Here is a 16324-nt window from a genome sequence, read left to right on the forward strand (position 1 = left end):
GGCGGATCTTCCGAAGGTCCCGGATCAGCCCCAACCGCATGACGTCAGTCACCAAAGCCGTCCTCACCCTGGAGAGGCAGCGCTGAAAACGCTCACTGAGTGCCGACGCTCTGGTTTCGTCAGGATCCGTTGGCAGGTCAGCGCCAAGGCTCGGCGCGATGACTGCCGCACGGCCTTCGTGCCGCTCAAGCACCGGGCGGAGGGTGAGTACCGGGACGTCCCGGTAGCCCCGTTCGTCGAGCAGGAGATCGACGACCACCTGTCGCGGTGGGAGCCGGCGCCCGTGGCCTTCACCGGACTGCGGGGCAGGCGACGGCGTCTGGAGGTCTTCTTCGCCCCGCGCTAGCGTGGCAAGGGCGTGATGCCCACCGCCTCCACCTACGGCTACCACTTCAAGAAGGCGTGCGTGTCGGCCGGCCTGGTCGATGTGGATGGCAAGGCCAAATACACGCCTGGCAGTCTCCGGCACTTCTTCGCCTCGACCGCGTTGGCGAACGGCGTACCGATCCGCGAGGTCTCGCGCTGGCTCGGCCATAAGTCGATCAAGACGACCGTGGACATCTATGGTCACCTGGTCCCCGAGGCGTGGGATCGTTGTCGAGACGTCATGCAGAACGCCATGCGCCCTGCGGTCGAGGACTCGGGGGAGTCTGTCTCCGCGGCTTGATGTGCTTGATGTGCTGGATGAGTCCCGACGGTGCTGGATCGGTGCTGGATACGATCACCCGAAGGAACGTTTGCGCAGGTGGGAGCGCTGCATTGAACGTTCCGCTTCAACGTGTGAGCGTCTCGTCGCGGTGAGTCAAGGGCTTCGTCAAGCCTGCATGCAGCAAGGGGTCGGCCTCTCCGGGGTCGGCCCCTTGTTGTTGCCCTTGCCGGGGTGGTGCTGAGATGTCTGCTCTGAGCGGTGAGAGTGGTACGTTATCCGGTACCACTGCCGGAAGGGTGAGGTCATGTCGATAACTGCGAGCGAAGCCCGGAAGGCTCTCTTTCCGCTGATCAAGAAGGTCAACGAGAACCACGAGGCCATCGAGATCGTTTCCAAGCACGGCAATGCCGTCCTCGTCTCGGCCGAGGACTACGCGGCATTGCGTGAGGGCTCGTACCTGCTGCGTTCCCCGGCGAACGCTCGCCGGTTGCTCAAGGCGTACGAGAACGCCCTGGCCAACAGCAATGTGGCGGAGCGAGAGCTGATCGACCCCGAGTCGCCGGATGCGGTCAGTGAGGGTGCCGAGTGAGGCTGGTCTTCGAAGATCAGGGCTGGGAGGACTACACGTCCTGGCTCAAGAACGATCGCAAGATGCTCGCTCGGATCAACAAGCTCATCGAGGACGTCAAACGCGACCCCTTCACGGGAATCGGTAAGCCCGAGCCGCTCAAGTACCACCTGCCAGGTGCTTGGTCGCGGCGGATCGACGACGAGCAGCGGCTGGTCTATCTGGTCACGGACAAGGAGGTCGTGATCCTCGCGGCCCGCTATCACTACTGAGTTCTCCGTTGTCGCCACTGAGCCAGTCCCTCGGTCGGGACGGAACGGATGCAAACAGCAGTTACGGGACAGTCCTTAGGCGCTTACTAACGTCGATGTTAGTAACTTCGGTGTCACCAACCCGGTTCGGGGGTCGTTGGGTGCGCCCCGCAACGGGTGGCTACTGGCCCCGGCCCGCCCGCTCACACCGTGAAGACGATCTTGCCGAAGTGGTGGCCCGCGGCCAGGCGGGCGAAGCCCTCTGCGGCTCGGGGGAGGGGGAAGGTCTGGTCGATGACCGGGCGGGTGCCGGTGGTGGTGCAGAAGGTGAGGAGGGCGGTGAGTTCCTCGCGGGTGGCGATCGTGGAGCCGATGACGGTGAGTTCGTGGTCGACGATGCGGGTCAGTTCCGTGTGCGGGGGGCGGTCGCCGGTGGTGGCGCCGGAGACGACCAGGGTGCCGCCGCGGCGGAGGGAGCGGACCGAGTGGGACCAGGTGGCGGCGCCGACGGTTTCGAGGACGGCGTCGGCCGGGTGGGGGAGGCGGGTGCCGGGCGGGAGGGCGTCGGTGGCGCCCAGGGTGCGGGCGCGGGCGCGTTTGCGGGCGTCGCGGCTGGTGGCGTAGACGCGGAGGCCGGCGGCCCGGGCGAGGGTGATGGCGGCGGTGGCGACGCCGCCGCCGGCGCCCTGGACGAGGACGGTGTCGCCGGGGCGGGCGCGGGCCTGGGTGAAGAGCATGCGGTAGGCGGTGAGCCAGGCGGTGGGCAGGCAGGCGGCCTCGGCGAAGGAGAGTTCCGGGGGCTTGGGGACGAGGTTCGCGGTGGGGACGGTGACCTGCTCGGCGAAGGTGCCCTGGTACTTCTCGGTGAGGATGGAGCGGGCCTCGCCGGGGGCGAGACCGTGGCCGGTGAGGCCGACCACGGGGTGGACGACGACCTCGTTGCCGTCCTCGTCGACGCCGGCGGCGTCGGTGCCGAGGGTCATGGGGAGCCGGTCGGCGGGCAGGCCGACCCCGCGCAGCGACCACAGGTCGTGGTGGTTGAGGGAGGCGGCCCGGACGGTGACGCGGGCCCAGCCGGGGCGGGGGCGGGGAGCCGGGAGGTCCCCGACGCGCAGGCCCCGGAGGGGGTCGGGGAGGCCGGTCTCGGCGGCGTGGGCGGCCAGCATGAGGGGGTGGTCACCACTCCCGCTGCGGGAAGTCGTCCCGGCCGCACCAGTGCACGACCGTGCCGCCGTAGCTCATGCCGGCGCCGAAGCCGAGCAGGAGGATCGCGTCGCCGGGGGCGAGGCGGCCGGTGCGCTCGGCCTCGGCGAGGGCGATGACGACGCTGGAGCCGCTGGTGTTGCCGAACCGGTCGGCGACGACGACCGCCTTGCCGGCCGGCTGGCCGAGGCGGCGGATCAGCTCCCGCACGAGGGTGGGGTTGGCCTGGTGGGTGACGATCAGTTCCAGCTCGTCGAGGGCGACGCCCGCCTTCGCGGTCACCTCGTCCACGAAGCCGGGGACCACGTGCAGGGCGAAGTCCTTGACGCCCTTGCCGTCCATGCGGGTCACGTTGGGCCCGCTGAAGCGGTTCAGCCGCCCGTCCTCGGCGACGCGTTCGATGTACGCGGTGTAGTAGCGCCCGGGGTCGGTGCCGAGGACGGTCCGGCCGATGCCGGGGCTGCCCGTGCAGTGCTCCAGGAGGTAGCAGGCGGCACCGTCGCCGAAGATGGCGTGCTGGGTGCGGTCGTCCGGGTCGTTGAGCTGGGCCACCGTGTCGGCGACGACGACGGCCACGCGCCGGTACTGGCCCGACTCCATGTACTTGTGGCCGACGTCGAGGGCGAACAGGCCGCCGGCGCAGCCGCCCGCGTTCACGTCGAAGCCGGGCACGCCGTGCACCTGGGCCTTGCGCAGGACCAGGGCGGCGACCGCCGGGATCATGTGGTCGGGCGTGGAGGTGCAGCAGATCAGCAGGTCGATGTCCGCCGGGTCCGTGCCGGCCCGCTTGCACGCGTCCTCCAGCGCGCCGAGCGCCAGGTCCGAGGTGAACTCGTCGGGCCCGGCGATCCGGCGGCCGGTGATGCCGAGCCGTTCGCGCATCCAGGCGTCGCTGGTGTCGAAGCGTTCGACGAGCTGTGCGTTGGTGACCTCGTGCCGTGGGAGGCAGACGCCTATGGAGCGGATGCCGACGCCGGTGGGCACCCGCGTACTGTCGACGGACCCCGTCATGGTGGTGGTCCCCTTCCCCTGTCTCGGGCGTTGCCGGGTCATGTGCTGCGGTGCCGCAGGCCGGACGACATCCGTACCGCGCCGTCGACGCGGAGCGTCCCGCCGTTGATCATCGAGTTGTCGAGGACGTGGGCGACGAGCGCGGCGAACTCGGCCGGATCGCCCCAGCGGCGCGGATGCACCAGGTCGCGGTCCAGCTCCGTGCGGGCGGCGGCGGGCAGCGTGGCGGCCGCCGGTGTGGTGAAGAAGCCCGGCGCGACGGTGACGACCCGGATGAGGGAGCCGGCCAGTTCGCGGGCGAGCGGCAGCGTCATGGAGACGATGCCGCCCTTGGACGCCGCGTAGGCCGCCTGCCCGGCCTGCCCCTCGTAGGCCGCGAGGGACGCGGTGTTGACCAGCACCCCGCGTTCGCCGCGGGCCGGTTCGTTGCCGGCCATGCGGGCGGCGGCCAGCCGGACGACGTTGAAGGTGCCGATCAGGTTGTTCGTGACGACCTGCGTGAAGTCCTCCAGGGAGTGCGGGCCGGACCGGCCGAGCACCCGCGCCGCGTGGGGTTCTCCGGCGCAGTTCACGACGGCGCGGAGGGTGCCGTGCCGCTGCGCGGTGTCCAGTGCCGCGGTCACCTCCGCCTCGCTCGTGACGTCGCCGCGGACGAACACCGCGGTGCCGCCGAGCGTCTTGAGGGCCGCCTCGCCGCGCTCCGCGCTCCGGCCGAGGAGGACCGGGACGACGCCGGAGGCCATCAGCCGCTCGGCGACGGCGAGTCCGAGTCCGGAGGTGCCGCCGGTGACCAGTGCTGACGTGGTGGGTGGCATCAGTGCTGGTGCTCCTCGTGCGGGCCGCCGGGCGGGCGGGGCGCGGCGGTCCGCGCCGCGATGACGGCGGCGAGGGCGCGCGGCTGGTGGGTGAGGAAGTAGTGCCCGCCGCCGGGGATCTCGGCCAGCTCGACGTGGGCCGCGTACCGCTTCCAGTCCCGGTGGGCGTGGGCGTAACCCCGGGTGGCGGGGTCCTCGTCGCCGATGACGACGACGAGCGGCGCGTCGAGCGGCGGGTGCTGCCGCCGGCCGGATCCGGTCTGGAAGCGCAGGCCCTGGATCATGTCGTGCCGGAGCACCTTCAGGACCGTGTGCAGGTCCGTCGCGTCGAGGGCGCCGTCGAAGCCGCCGAGCGCCTTCATGTGGGTGTGGAGGGCGTCCGCCGGCCGGCGTTGGGCGCGTTCCAGTTCCTCGGCCGGCGCGGTGGAGGGCAGCGCGCCGCCGACGTACACGGCGGCGGGCCGCCTGCCCTGCCGTTCCGTGCGCTGCGCGACGGCGACGGCGAGGGCCGAGCCGGCGCAGTGGCCGTACACGGCGAAGGGGCCGTCGACGCGGTCGAGGATCTCGGCGGTGATCAGGTCGGCCGTCTCGTCCAGGCCGAGGAGGGGCTCGCCGGGGTGGGCCGGGTCGTGGCCGGGCAGTGCGGCGCTCCAGGTCGTGACGGAGGGGGCCAGTTCGGCGGCGAGGTGGTGGTAGGCGGCCGCGGTGCCGCCGCCGTACGGGACGCACACCAGGGTCAGGGCGGTGTCGTCCGTGGCCGGGGTGAGGGGGCGCAGGATGCGTCGTCCTCCGGTGTCGTGGAGCTGCCGCATGCGCCGGGCCAGCCGCTGGGGTGTGGGGTGCTGGAAGACGTCGAGGACCTCGACGCCCCGGCCGACGGCCCGGGCGAGACGGACGGCCTTGACGGAGTCGCCGCCGAGGGCGAAGAAGTCGTCGTGGACGGAGAGTTGCGCCACGGCGAGGGCGGTCCGGAAGGCGTCGAGCACGATCTGCTCGGCGGGGGTGGCCGCCGTGTCGTCGTTTCCGCCGGTGACCACCGGGTCGGGCAGGGCGCGCCGGTCCAGCTTGCCGTTGGCCGTGAGGGGGATCCGGTCGAGCGCCGTCACGGTGGCCGGGACCATGTGCGAGGGGAGCCGGCGGGCGAGGCGGCGGCGCAGGGCGGCGGTGTCGGCCCCCGCCGGGCCGGCCGGGACGACGTACGCGGCGAGCACGCGGTCGCCGGCGGCGTCCTCGCGGACGACGACACGGCAGGCCGCGACCGCCGGGGAGCAGGCCAACGCGGCCTCGATCTCGCCGAGTTCGATACGGAAGCCGTGGAGCTTCACCTGGTCGTCGGCGCGCCCCCGGTAGTGCAGGAGCCCGTCGGGGGTGCGGCGGGCGAGGTCCCCGGACCGGTACATGCGGGCGCCGGGCGGACCGGACGGGTCGGCGACGAAGCGGGTGGCGGTGAGCCCCGGCTGGTTCAGGTAGCCGTGGGCGAGCTGGGCGCCGGCCACGTAGATCTCGCCCGTGACACCGGGGGGTACGGGGCGCAGCCGCTCGTCGAGGACGTGGAGCGCGAGGCCCGGCAGGCTCCGTCCGATCGGGCTCCCGGCGTGCCGGGTGAGGTGGGACGGGCCGAGGGCGAGGTGGCTCGCGTGGACCGTGGTCTCGGTGATCCCGTACATGTTGACCAGCGCCGGCCCGTCGCCGGGATGCAGGGCCCACCACCGCTCGGCCGACCGGACGTCTAGCGCCTCGCCGCCGAGGACGACGTAGCGCAGCGGCGGCCGCCGGCCGGGCCGCGGTGCGTCCTCGTAGGCCTGGAGGAGTTGCTGGAAGGCGGAGGGGGTCTGGCTCAGCACGGTGACGGACTCGTCCGCCAGGAGCCGCAGCAGGCGCTCTGGTGCGCGGCGGGTGGCCGGGGGCACCAGGACGAGCCGGCCGCCGTGCAGCAGGGGCCCCCACAGTTCCCAGACGGAGAAGTCGAAGGCGAAGGAGTGGGCCATCGACCACACGTCGTCAGGGCGCAGGTCGAAGAGTTCCCGGCTCGCGGCGAACAGGTCGAGCACGTTGCCGTGCGGGACGACCACGCCCTTGGGGCGACCGGTGGAGCCCGAGGTGTGGATGACGTAGGCGGCGTCGTCCCGGGTGAGGGCCCGGCCGGTCTCCGCGGGGGCCGGGTCGTGGCCGGGGAGGGCGGCCAGGGCGGCGAGGGTGTCCGGGGCGTCGGGCGCGAGGACCGCAGGGCCGGGGAGTCGCGGACCGTCGGCGGTGTCCAGCAGCAGGGACGGCTCCGCGTCGGCCAGCAGGGACGCGACCCGCTCCGGCGGGTGCTCCGGGTCGACGGGGAGGTACGCGGCGCCCGCCTTGAGGACGGCGAGCAGCGCCACCACGAGGCCGGGGGAGGGCGGCAGGCGGACGGCGGCCAGGCGGCCGGGGCCGCAGCCGTGCCGCAGGAGCAGGCGGGCCAGCCGGTTGGCCCGGGCGTTCAGTTCCCCGTAGGAGAGGGTCTCGGCGCCGCAGGTCACGGCGGTGGCGGCCGGGTGGCGGCCGGCACGTTCCTCGAAGGCGGCCACGAGGGTGGCGGGCCCGCCGTCCGTGCCGGCCCGGCGCGGGCGCACCCGTGTCAGGTCGCGCCGCTCCGCGTCGCCGAGGACGCCGATCGCGTCGAGGGGGTTTTCGGGCCGGGCGAGGACCTGCCGGAGGAACGTGTCGAACCGCTCGCGGTGGCCGGTGAGTTCGGCGTCGTCGTAGAGGCCGGGGTGGGCGTCGAGGGTGAACGTCAGGTTTTCGGGCGTGGCGTACACGCCCAGCATGAGGTCCTCGATCGGTCCGGGCGCGAGGTTGCCGAGCCGGGCGGGGCAGCCGCCGAACGACAGCTGCTCGCCGAGTGACATGACGTTGGCGATGGGGCCGAAGACGCGGGCGGTGCCCCGCCGGGTGCGCAGGTCGCGCCGGATGTCCTCGAACCGGTGGCGGCGGTGGGGGCGCGTCCCGTCGATCGTCGCGCGGACGCGGCCGAGCAGGGTGAGGAAGCTGTCCCCGGGCGGGCAGGAGACCCGCAGAGGAATGATGTTGGAGACCATGCCGGGGGTCGTCGCGGCCGCCTCCGACCGCCGGTTGGCGACCGGGAGCCCCAGCACGACGTCGGGCGCGCCGGTCATCAGGCCGGTGTGGGCGGCGCACGCGGCGATCACGGTGTGCGGCCAGGTGACGCCGTGGGCGTCGGCGAACGTGGTGAGCCGGTCGCGGAGCGCGGGGTCCGCGTACCAGGTCTGCCGGAGGGCGACGCCCGTCGGCGGCAGGGACGTGTCCCGGAAGCCGGGCACCCGGTCGAGGCCCTCGAACACGCCGCGCCAGTACCGGCGGTCCTTCTGGAAGCCGGCCGAGGCACGGTACCGCCCGTCCTCCTCGACGAGTGCGGCGAGGGGACCGAAGGGGGTGGCGGCAGGTGCCCGGCCGGCGGCCAACGCGTCGTGGACCTCCGCGGCGCGCCGGACCAGGAGCAGCGACCCCGCACCGTCGGAGACGATGTGGTGCAGCTGCCAGAACCAGAGGTGCCGTTCCGGGGAGAGGCGCAGCACCGCCGTGCGGGCGACCTCGCCCGCGGACGGGTCGAGGGGGGAGTGGACGCGTGCCCGCATCCACTCCTGTGCCGCCCGCCACGGGTCCGCCTCGCCGGTGAGGTCGACGAGCGGCACGGCGTGCTCCCGTCCGGCCCGGATCCGCTGCCAGGGGCCGTCCGCGTCCTCGCCGAAGACGGTGGACAGCGACTCCGCCTCGGCGAAGGTCCTGCGGACGGCCTCCCGGAGGAGCCCGGGCCCAAGCGGTCCCGTGATGTCCAGGTACTCGGCGTAGGCGTACGCGAGCCCGGAGGGGTCCAGCCGCAGGCCGTACCAGATCCCGGCCTGGCCCTGGGTGAGCGGAAGCCGGGACGGGAGGCCGGCGGAGGAACCTGGCACGTCAACCCTCTCGTGGGAGGAGGGCCGGACGCCCCGGCCCTCCCGCTGGGTGGTGCGGTGTATGTGGGGGGAGGGCGGCTACCGGGCGGCGGCGCCGGTGCCGCGGCAGATCTCCAGCAGCGCCATCGCGATGGCCGTGCCCTGCCGTCCGTAGACCTCGGCGTAGGGGGAGATGACGCTCATCTCGCGGGCGAGGTCGGTGCGGGTGCCCCCGGCACTCTGGCGGATGCGCTGGATCTCGCGGGAGAGCTCGCGGCGGCGTTCCACCAGGGCTCGGATCTCCGCGTCCACGAGGTCGAGGTCGGCGCGGAGGGCGGACACGTCCGCCGGCGCGGTCGACTCGGTCTGCTGCATGGTCAGTTGCCCCAGGTGTGGCCGAGCGTGCCGATCAGGTTCTCGACGAGCTGACGGGCCTGCTGCTCGAGGTCCACGACCGTCTGCGCCGCGGCCGGGACCGTGCCGCCGCCGGTGGTCTCCGCGGCCATGGCCGAGGGAGCCGTCGCGACGGCGGCGAGAGCGACTAACGCGACGGTGGCGACCCGGCGGGTGGTCGGCCTGACGGTGGTGTGGGCAAGGGTGCGCATGAATGTCTTCTCCTCGGAACCTTCACGTCGGTGAAGTGGTCGTGTTCGGTGCTTCGATCCTCACACTCACCTCAAGTCCCGTCAGCACTACGCAATGTCAGGGTCCTGTGATGGCAACTCCTTGTCACCGCAGTCGATTTGGCCATCCAGGCCGTCACCCGGGCCGTCCCCCGGACCGCCGCCGGCGCCGAGCTCCTCCAGGGCGCTGACGAGCGGCAGGGCCGGCGCCCAGTCGAGGCACGCGCCGACCGCCGGAGGCAGCGCGCGGGCCACCAGACGGGCCGCCGCCCGCTCGGTCTCCCCGCTCTCGGGGTGGCCGAGAAAGAGCGTCAGATGGGTCCCGCCGTCGGCCGCGCGGAGCACGTGGACGTGCTCCAGCCGGTCCTCGGGCCGCGCCAGGCGGTGGAGCCGGTCGATGAGCGGGGGCTCGCGGGGCAGCGCTCCGGCGGGCACGGTCGTCGACACCAGATACATCAGTTGCGCCTCCGCGAACATCCGGTGAACCAGCTCGTATACCTCTGAGTAGCGTTGCCCTGGCTCGAAACCGGCTGGGATAATTGAGGTGACTGCGGTGTAATTCGCGCTGTCGACGGGGGAACTTCGGGGGGAGTCGGACGATGGGACAACTGGGTCTTGATGCGGATGCCGAGGCGGTGTACCGGATCCTTCTCAAGCGGCCCAGGGCAGGTGTGGCGGAGATAGCCGAGGGGCTCGACTGGCCCGTGGAGCGTGCCAGGCACACCTTGGACAGACTGGCCGAACTCACCCTGGTACGGAAGTCCTCCGAGGAGCTGGGCAAGGTCCGTCTGGTCAACCCGGAGTTCGGGCTCGCCGGACTCCTGCAGCGCCGGGAGCGGGAGCTGGCCCAGCATCAGCAGGCCGTCGCCGCCACCCGCCTGGCCATCACGCAGATGCTCACCGAGTACGGTGACGACAGCGGCGCGCAGACCGACGAGGTCCGCCGCTACACCGGCCTCGACGCCATCAACTCCCAGATCGAGCGGCTGGCGCAGGGCGCCGAGAGCAGCGTCGAGGTGTTCGCGCCCGGCGGCGCCCAGACGGAGGCGGCCCTGGAGGCCGCCCGGCCGCTGGACCAGGCCGCCGTCGAGCGGGGTGTCGACGTCCGCTACGTCTACCTGGACTCGGTGCGCAACGACCCGGCGACGCTGAACTACGCCCGCTGGCTGGACGAGATCGGCGGCGAGGTGCGGGTGCTGCCCCAACTGCCGCCCCGCATGATCATCTTCGATCGCCGGGCGGCCATCGTGCCCATCGACCCGGAGGCCGCCGCCCGCGGGGTGCTGATCCTGCGCGGCGCCGGTGTCGTCACCGCGCTGGTGTCGCTCTTCCGGGAGACGTGGGCGCGGGCGCAGCCGCTGTGCGGGAGCCGGGCGACCACGGTGGATCCGGACGGACTGACCCGCCAGGAACAAGCCGTTCTCGACCTGCTCTTCGAGGGCCACACCGACGAGGTCGTCGCCCGCAAGCTGGGCGTGTCCGTGCGCACCGGCCGCCGTATCACCGCCGACCTGATGGCCCGTCTGGGTGCCCGCAGCCGCTACCAAGCGGGGGCGCTGGCGATGGAACGCGGCTGGCTCGGCAGGAGCGCCCGCAGCGGCGCGGACGCCGACGAGGACACGGCGGGAGGCGGGTCCGGGCACGACGGCGCGGCGCCCTCCGCGCCGGCCGCGGAAGGGGCGGCCGGCGGCTGAGGCCGCCGGGCGGGCGGCGCCGGTCGGCGCCGTCATCGCGCGTGCACGGGCGCTTCGTGTCGGGCGTCGGCCGCGTTCGGCGCCGGCGACGCGAGGGGCGCGTTGACCGCCTCCGGCACCGGCATGCCGGTGAGCGCCAGCAGCACCGACTCGGCCGCCTGGGTGCCGGCCCGCTCCTGTGCCTCGGGCGTGCTCGCGCCCAGGTGGGGCGTCACGATCACGTTGTCCAGCGTGAACAGCGGGGAGTCGGTGCAGGGCTCCTGCGCGTACACGTCCAGGGCGGCGCCCGCGATCCGCCCTTCCGCCAGCGCCGCGTACAGCGCCTGTTCGTCGACGATGCCGCCGCGCGCCGCGTTCACGATCCGCAGGTCGCCGCGGACGCGCCGGAGGGCGTCGGCGCCGATCAGTCCGGCGGTCCCGCCGGTCAGCGGCAGGTGGACGGTGAGGAACTGGGCCCGGGCGAGGAGTTCGTCGAGGCCGGTCAGCCGCACCCCCAGGGCGCGGGCGTGCTCCTCGTCCGCGTACGGGTCGTGGGCGATCACCTCCATGTCGAACGCGGCGAGCCGGCGCGCCACCAGGGAGCCGATCCGGCCGAGGCCGAGCACGCCGAGGGTCTTGCCCGCGAGCTCCACGCCGGTGAACGCGCTCCGCGCCCAGCGTCCGTCCCGGAGCGCGGCGTCGGCCCGCGGGACGTGCCGGGCGAGGGCCAGGAGCAGGGCGACGGCGTGCTCGGCGGCGCTGACCACGTTGGACGCGGGGGCGTTGGCGACGAGCACCCCGGCGGCGGTGGCCGCGGGGACGTCCACGTTGTCGAGGCCGACCCCGGCCCGGGCCACCACCCTCAGCCGCGGGGCGGCGGCGAGGGCCTCGGCGTCGATGCGGGTGGCGGAGCGCACCAGCACCGCGTCGGCTCCGGCGAGCGCGGTGAGCAACGCCGGCCGGTCGGTGCCGTCGACGTGCCGCACCTCCACGGAGCCGTCGCGGGTGAGGACCTCCGCGGCCTGCGGGCTGAGCGCGTCGGCGATGAGGACGACGTACTGACTCATGGGACGACTGGCCTTTCCGGGGTGAGAGGAATGAGGTCACGGGCGGCCCGGGGGAGGTCCGCCGCCGTGACGGCCGCGGCGAGCAGGGCGGACCCGTCGTGAACGGCCGGGCGCACCGGGGCGCCCACGGACGCCAGCGCCGCCAGGTGTCCGGCGCCGGCGTCCAGGTCGTACAGGCGCAGCGGCAGCCGCGGGCGGTCCGGGCCCGACCAGGACAGCAGCCGGGGCGGGGCGTCGGGCGCGGTGACATGCAGCAGCGCCGGCGACACGGCGAGCCCGTCGCCGGTCGCCTTGAGCAGGGCCTCCTTGCGCGTCCAGTAGCGCACGAAGCCGGCGGGGCGGCGCGGCTCGGGGAGCGCCGCGAGGACCGCGCGTTCCGGCTCGCGCAGCACCCGCTCGGCGGTCTCCCGCGCGTGCGGGACGATCCGCTCCACGTCCACGCCGACCTCGGTGCCCGGCGTCACGGCGAGGACCACCCGGTCACCGGAGTGCGACCAGGACAGCCGCAGCGGCCCCGGCGGGCGGGGCTTGCCGTGCGGGCCGCCGCACCCCTTGCAGGTGGCGGTCAGCGTCAACTCCGCGACGGGCACGCCGAGGTGGGCGGCCGCCACGGTGCGGGCCAGCGCGTGCGCGGTGAGATGCAGCGCCCGCGCGGCCGGCCGCCGCAGCCGGTCGTTGCGGGCGCGGCCGGCCGCGTCGAGGAGGCCGCGCAGCGCCGGGTGGGCGTCGCGGACCGACGCCCACCACAGCTGGCAGGCGCCGGGCCGCAACGCCGGCACGAGCCCCGCGGCCGTGCTCGTCACAGGCCGCCGTCCACGGGCAGCACGGCGCCGGTGACGTAGGAGGCGCGGTCCGAGGCCAGGAACGCCGCCGCCTCGGCGACCTCCGCCGCCAGGCCTGCCCGGCCGAGCGCGGTGCGTTCCACGACCTGCGTCCTGGCCTGCTCGTCGAGCACGGCCGACATGTCCGTGTCGATCAGGCCGGGCGCCACCGCGTTGACGCGGATGCCGCGCCGGCCGACCTCTTTGGCGAGGGAACGCGAGAACGCGATGATCCCGGCCTTGGACGCCGCGTAGTTGGTCTGGCCCGCGTTGCCGTACAGGCCGGAAACGGAGGCGACGGTCACGATGCTGCCGGCCCGCCGCTTCATCATCGGGAAGACCACCGCCCGGCACACGTGGTAGACGCCGTCCAGGTTGGTGTCCACGACCTCGTGCCAGTCGCTGTCGGCCATCAACAGCAGGGGCTTGTCCCGGGTGATGCCGGCCGAGGTGACGGCGACCGCCACCGGCCCGAGATCCCGCTCCGTGGTCTCCACCCAGTCCCGCACGGACGGTGCGTCGGCCACGTCGACCCGCCGCGCCAGCGCCCGGACACCGAGGCCGTCCAGCTCCTTCTCCAGGTTCGCGGCGGCCTGTTCGTCGCCGCGGTAGCAGAAGGAGATGTCGTACCCGTCCCGCGCCAGCCGCAGGGCGACGGCCCGGCCGATGCCGCGCGACCCGCCGCTGACCAGGGCGACCGGCCGGCCGTCCGCCGGCCCCGCGCCGCTCACGCGTCCGCCCCGTCCGTCAGCAGCCGGAGCACCGCGCACCCCACCGGACCGTCCGGGTCCGTGGTGGTGACCAGGGCGACCCGGCCCGGCTCGCCCGGCTCCGACAGCAGCGCGGCCAGCTGGTACGCGCCGGTCGCCGCGGCCGTCTCGCCGAGCAGCGCGACGGACGCCGCGCGGCTGCGGACCTCCGCCGGGAACAGCTCCTCGTGCACCCGCAGCTCCTGCTCGCCCGCCGTGCCGGGGGCGTGGCCCGGCACGGCCGCCCAGACATCGCCGGCCGCGACGCCCGCCTCGGCGAGCGCGGCGTGCACCGCCGCCGTGAGCGCCCCGGCGAAGCCGCCGTCCGGCGCCACCCGGTGGTGGACGGCCAGCACCTCGGCCAGCGGCTCGCCGGCCGCCGCGTCCCCGGGCTCCAGCAGGACCATGACGCAGCCCTCGCCCAGCACCACACCGGTGCCGTGCGCGGCGTGCGTGAGGTGGGCGCGGGCCGCCGAGTACTCCTCGGCCGACCCGGTCAGCACCCGCTGCGCGTGCCCGTCTGCGAGGAGCCTGCGCGCCTGGTCCAGGGCGACGAGGCCGGAGAGCCGGCCGGCCGCCACGGTGGTGTTGGGCCCCTTCAGGCGGTGGCGGATCGCGCTGGCCGAAGCGGCCCGGTTCATCGCCATGTTGGGCGTCTTCGACGGCGGCACGTCGATGGGGCTGGCGCCTTCGAGGGACGCCTTGGTGAACTCCATGAACCCCTGGACGCTGCCGGAGGCGATGCCCAGCACGAGACCGGTGCCGAGGGCGCCGTCCGAGCCGTCCGAGCCGTCCGAGCCGTCCGAGCCGTTCGGACCGTCCCGGCCGGCCGTGCCGTCGGCGCCGGCCGGGACAATGCCGGACAGCAGCTCCCGGACGGTGACCGCGGTGAGGCCGGTCAGCCGGTCCATGCCCCGCGTGCCGGCCTTCCCCAGCGCGTCACGGACCTCGAAACCGGGCACGACGCGGGCCGTCGCGTCCGGGTCCGCGGTCCACTCCTCGGGCCCGGCGGACGCGGGCGCCCCGGCACGGGCGCGCAGCCCCGCGGCGAGCGGGTCGCGGCCCGTGCCGTACGGCGACACGGCCGACCATGCGGTGATGACCGCGGTACTCATCGGACGGACTCCCCTCGGGGGCTCTCGTGGCGGCCGAGCAGGACGACGGCGTTGTTGCCGCCGAACGCGAGGCCGTTGTTCTGCACGATCCGCACGTCGGCGTCGACGGCGGTGTTCGGCACCACGTCGACGGGACAGTCCGGGTCGGTGGTGCGGTGGTTGGCCGTGGGCGGCACGAAGCCGTGCCGGACGGCGAGCGCGGAGGCGATGGCGCCCAGCGCGCTGGCGGCCCCCATGGTGTGCCCGATCATCGACTTCACGCCGATGGTGCGCGGCGGCCGGTCCCCGTAGACCTGCCGGATCGCCGCGACCTCGGTGGCGTCGTTGGTCGGGGTGCCGGTGCCGTGCGCGGAGACCAGGTCGACCTCCTCCGGCTTGACGGACGCGTTGTCCAGGGCGAGCCGGATGCAGCGGGCCACGCTGTCCCGTTCGGGCGCGGTGGGGTGCGCGGCGTCGCAGTTGATGCCGTAGCCGAGGACCTCCGCGTAGATCCGCGCGCCACGGGCCAGCGCGGACTCCTCGGTCTCCAGCAGCAGCACGCCCGCGCCCTCGCCGGTGAGCAGTCCCGCCCGGTCGGTGTCGAACGGACGGCACTCGTCGGGCGCGACGAGACCGAGCCGGGAGAAGCCCGCGAAGGTCTTCCGGTTCAGCGCGTCCGCACCGCCGACGAGGGCCCATTCGGCGCGGCCGCTGCGGAGGGCGTCGAACCCGGCGCCGATCGCGTAGTTGCCGGCCGCGCAGGCGGTGGCGACCGTGGAGGTCTCCACGTCGGACAGGCCGAGCTCGCGGACCACGCCGAGGGCGAGGCTGCCGGTGGCGGTCCGGCCCAGGCTCGCGCCGGTGAAGGCGGTGAGCCCGAGGGCGAGCGCCGACTCGGTCAGCAGGTCGAGCTCGCCGACCTCGCCGTCGGTGGTGCCGACGACGACGGTGCCGCGCCGGGCGAGCAGCCACTCCTCGTCGAGGCCGGCGTCGTCGACCGCCATCCGGGCCGCCGCGGCGGCGAACTGCGTGGCCCGGCCCGCCCGTTCGGGCTCCACCCGGTGCAGCATCGCGGTGGGGTCGAAGCCGTGCACCTGGTGGCCGCGCCCGCTGGGGAAGCCGGCCGTGTCGAAGACGGTGATGTCGCCGGTGCCGACCCGGCCGGCCCGCAGGCCCGCGGTGAACTCGGCGACCCCGTTGCCGATGCTGGACAGGGCGCCGCAGCCGGTGAGGACGACGCGGCGCGGCCTCCCGGCGGGGCCGGCCGTCGTCGGGGCGGCGGTCACGGCAGGCGCCGTTCCGCCGTGGCCAGGACGGCGAGGACGGCGTCCAGGTTGACCAGCTTGACCAGGGCGTCCTGCGGGATGACGACGCCGAGCTCCTTCTCGATGCGGGAGAGGATCTCGATGGCGCCCAGCGAGTCCGCGCCGTGGTCCTCGATGAACAGGCTGGTGCCCGTCAGCTCGTCGTCCTCGAGCTCCAGGATGTCGACGATGATGGCCCGGACGGCCGTGACGTCCACGGACGTGTTCACAGTCATGGCAGCTGCCTCTCGGTTCTGGATGGCCTGGTGTTCAGGCGGCGTTGCGGATGAGGGACTGGGGACGCATGTCGGTCCAGGTGCGCTCGATGTGGGCGAGCGCGGCGTCGCGGGGGCCGGCGGGCAGGACGGTGGTCCAGCCGGCCGGGACGGCGGCGAACTCGGGCCAGATGCAGTGCTGCCCCTCGTCGTTGACCAGCACCAGGAAGGTGCCGTTGTCGTCGTCGAACGGGTTGTTCTTCATGGTTTTCCCTTCCCTGGGGAACAGGTCCGGAATGCCGGGGCCGGAGCCGTCCGGGAATCCTTTCCGGAAGCGGTTTTCTGGTGTCTCCCGCGG

General features: G+C 74.1%; 18 protein-coding genes and 2 pseudogenes. 6 read left to right on the forward strand and 14 right to left on the reverse strand.

Annotated features, from left to right (window positions below; translation table 11 throughout):
• From ACIRPP_RS13085 to ACIRPP_RS13105, 5 genes and pseudogenes are all read left to right on the forward strand, one after another.
• Positions 1 to 86, forward strand: a pseudogene (locus tag ACIRPP_RS13085) (IS5/IS1182 family transposase); the annotation flags it as partial.
• Positions 87 to 178: 92 nt separating this feature from the next.
• Entirely contained in the window at positions 179 to 346 is a 168-nt protein-coding gene (locus ACIRPP_RS13090; protein WP_403641227.1) for a hypothetical protein, read from the forward strand.
• A gap of 15 nt (positions 347 to 361) precedes the next feature.
• Positions 362 to 667: a tyrosine-type recombinase/integrase gene (locus ACIRPP_RS13095; RefSeq protein ID WP_403642152.1), complete on the forward strand. Its 306-nt coding sequence runs from the start codon at positions 362 to 364 to the stop codon at positions 665 to 667.
• Positions 668 to 953: 286 nt separating this feature from the next.
• Positions 954 to 1238: a type II toxin-antitoxin system Phd/YefM family antitoxin gene (locus ACIRPP_RS13100; protein ID WP_403641230.1), complete on the forward strand. Its 285-nt coding sequence runs from the start codon at positions 954 to 956 to the stop codon at positions 1236 to 1238.
• Entirely contained in the window at positions 1235 to 1489 is a 255-nt protein-coding gene (locus ACIRPP_RS13105) for a Txe/YoeB family addiction module toxin (RefSeq protein ID WP_403641233.1), read from the forward strand. The genes ACIRPP_RS13100 and ACIRPP_RS13105 overlap by 4 nt, the downstream gene beginning before the upstream one ends.
• A gap of 182 nt (positions 1490 to 1671) precedes the next feature.
• Here the strand turns inward: ACIRPP_RS13105 and ACIRPP_RS13110 are convergent, their stop codons facing one another.
• From ACIRPP_RS13110 to ACIRPP_RS13140, 7 genes are all read right to left on the reverse strand, one after another.
• Positions 1672 to 2634, reverse strand: a complete 963-nt coding sequence (locus tag ACIRPP_RS13110) for a zinc-binding dehydrogenase (protein ID WP_403641236.1) — start codon at positions 2632 to 2634, stop codon at positions 1672 to 1674.
• Between the two features lie 10 nt (positions 2635 to 2644).
• Positions 2645 to 3682 (reverse strand): 3-oxoacyl-ACP synthase III family protein, encoded by a 1038-nt coding sequence (locus tag ACIRPP_RS13115; RefSeq protein WP_403641238.1) that lies wholly within the window; start codon positions 3680 to 3682, stop codon positions 2645 to 2647.
• A 38-nt stretch (positions 3683 to 3720) separates the two neighbouring features.
• Positions 3721 to 4497 carry an SDR family NAD(P)-dependent oxidoreductase gene (locus ACIRPP_RS13120; protein WP_403641241.1) on the reverse strand — a complete coding sequence of 259 codons (777 nt, stop codon included), beginning with the start codon at positions 4495 to 4497 and terminating at the stop codon, positions 3721 to 3723.
• On the reverse strand, positions 4497 to 8441 hold the full coding sequence (locus ACIRPP_RS13125) for an amino acid adenylation domain-containing protein (RefSeq protein WP_403641244.1): 3945 nt from the start codon (positions 8439 to 8441) through the stop codon (positions 4497 to 4499). Before ACIRPP_RS13125 ends, ACIRPP_RS13120 begins: the two co-directional genes overlap by 1 nt.
• Positions 8442 to 8519: 78 nt before the next feature.
• Entirely contained in the window at positions 8520 to 8795 is a 276-nt protein-coding gene (locus ACIRPP_RS13130; RefSeq protein WP_192232026.1) for a chorismate mutase, read from the reverse strand.
• A 2-nt stretch (positions 8796 to 8797) separates the two neighbouring features.
• On the reverse strand, positions 8798 to 9025 hold the full coding sequence (locus tag ACIRPP_RS13135; protein WP_403641247.1) for a hypothetical protein: 228 nt from the start codon (positions 9023 to 9025) through the stop codon (positions 8798 to 8800).
• 87 nt (positions 9026 to 9112) lie between these two features.
• Positions 9113 to 9520 carry a hypothetical protein gene (locus ACIRPP_RS13140; protein ID WP_403641250.1) on the reverse strand — a complete coding sequence of 136 codons (408 nt, stop codon included), beginning with the start codon at positions 9518 to 9520 and terminating at the stop codon, positions 9113 to 9115.
• 122 nt (positions 9521 to 9642) lie between these two features.
• Between ACIRPP_RS13140 and ACIRPP_RS13145 the strand changes: the two genes are divergently transcribed.
• Complete coding sequence (locus ACIRPP_RS13145; protein WP_403641253.1) at positions 9643 to 10737, forward strand: LuxR C-terminal-related transcriptional regulator; 1095 nt, start codon at positions 9643 to 9645, stop codon at positions 10735 to 10737.
• A gap of 101 nt (positions 10738 to 10838) precedes the next feature.
• Here ACIRPP_RS13145 and ACIRPP_RS13150 read toward each other — a convergent pair.
• The 7 genes and pseudogenes from ACIRPP_RS13150 to ACIRPP_RS13180 form a co-directional block, all read right to left on the reverse strand.
• Positions 10839 to 11783: pseudogene (locus ACIRPP_RS13150) on the reverse strand (hydroxyacid dehydrogenase); the annotation flags it as partial.
• Positions 11780 to 12586, reverse strand: a complete 807-nt coding sequence (locus ACIRPP_RS13155) for a 4'-phosphopantetheinyl transferase family protein (protein ID WP_403641255.1) — start codon at positions 12584 to 12586, stop codon at positions 11780 to 11782. The gene ACIRPP_RS13155 and the pseudogene ACIRPP_RS13150, both read right to left, overlap by 4 nt.
• Entirely contained in the window at positions 12583 to 13335 is a 753-nt protein-coding gene (gene fabG, locus ACIRPP_RS13160) for a 3-oxoacyl-[acyl-carrier-protein] reductase (RefSeq protein WP_403641258.1), read from the reverse strand. Before fabG ends, ACIRPP_RS13155 begins: the two co-directional genes overlap by 4 nt.
• On the reverse strand, positions 13332 to 14468 hold the full coding sequence (locus ACIRPP_RS13165; RefSeq protein ID WP_403641260.1) for a beta-ketoacyl synthase N-terminal-like domain-containing protein: 1137 nt from the start codon (positions 14466 to 14468) through the stop codon (positions 13332 to 13334). The genes fabG and ACIRPP_RS13165 overlap by 4 nt, the downstream gene beginning before the upstream one ends.
• Complete coding sequence (locus tag ACIRPP_RS13170; protein WP_403641263.1) at positions 14465 to 15733, reverse strand: beta-ketoacyl-[acyl-carrier-protein] synthase family protein; 1269 nt, start codon at positions 15731 to 15733, stop codon at positions 14465 to 14467. The genes ACIRPP_RS13165 and ACIRPP_RS13170 overlap by 4 nt, the downstream gene beginning before the upstream one ends.
• On the reverse strand, positions 15730 to 15987 hold the full coding sequence (locus tag ACIRPP_RS13175) for an acyl carrier protein (RefSeq protein WP_403641266.1): 258 nt from the start codon (positions 15985 to 15987) through the stop codon (positions 15730 to 15732). The genes ACIRPP_RS13170 and ACIRPP_RS13175 overlap by 4 nt, the downstream gene beginning before the upstream one ends.
• Before the next feature lie 34 nt (positions 15988 to 16021).
• Positions 16022 to 16231: an MbtH family protein gene (locus ACIRPP_RS13180; protein ID WP_192233165.1), complete on the reverse strand. Its 210-nt coding sequence runs from the start codon at positions 16229 to 16231 to the stop codon at positions 16022 to 16024.
• Positions 16232 to 16324 lie beyond the last annotated feature (93 nt).

The sequence above is a fragment of the Streptomyces sp. NPDC101219 genome (assembly GCF_044767675.1).
Lineage (GTDB): Bacteria > Actinomycetota > Actinomycetes > Streptomycetales > Streptomycetaceae > Streptomyces.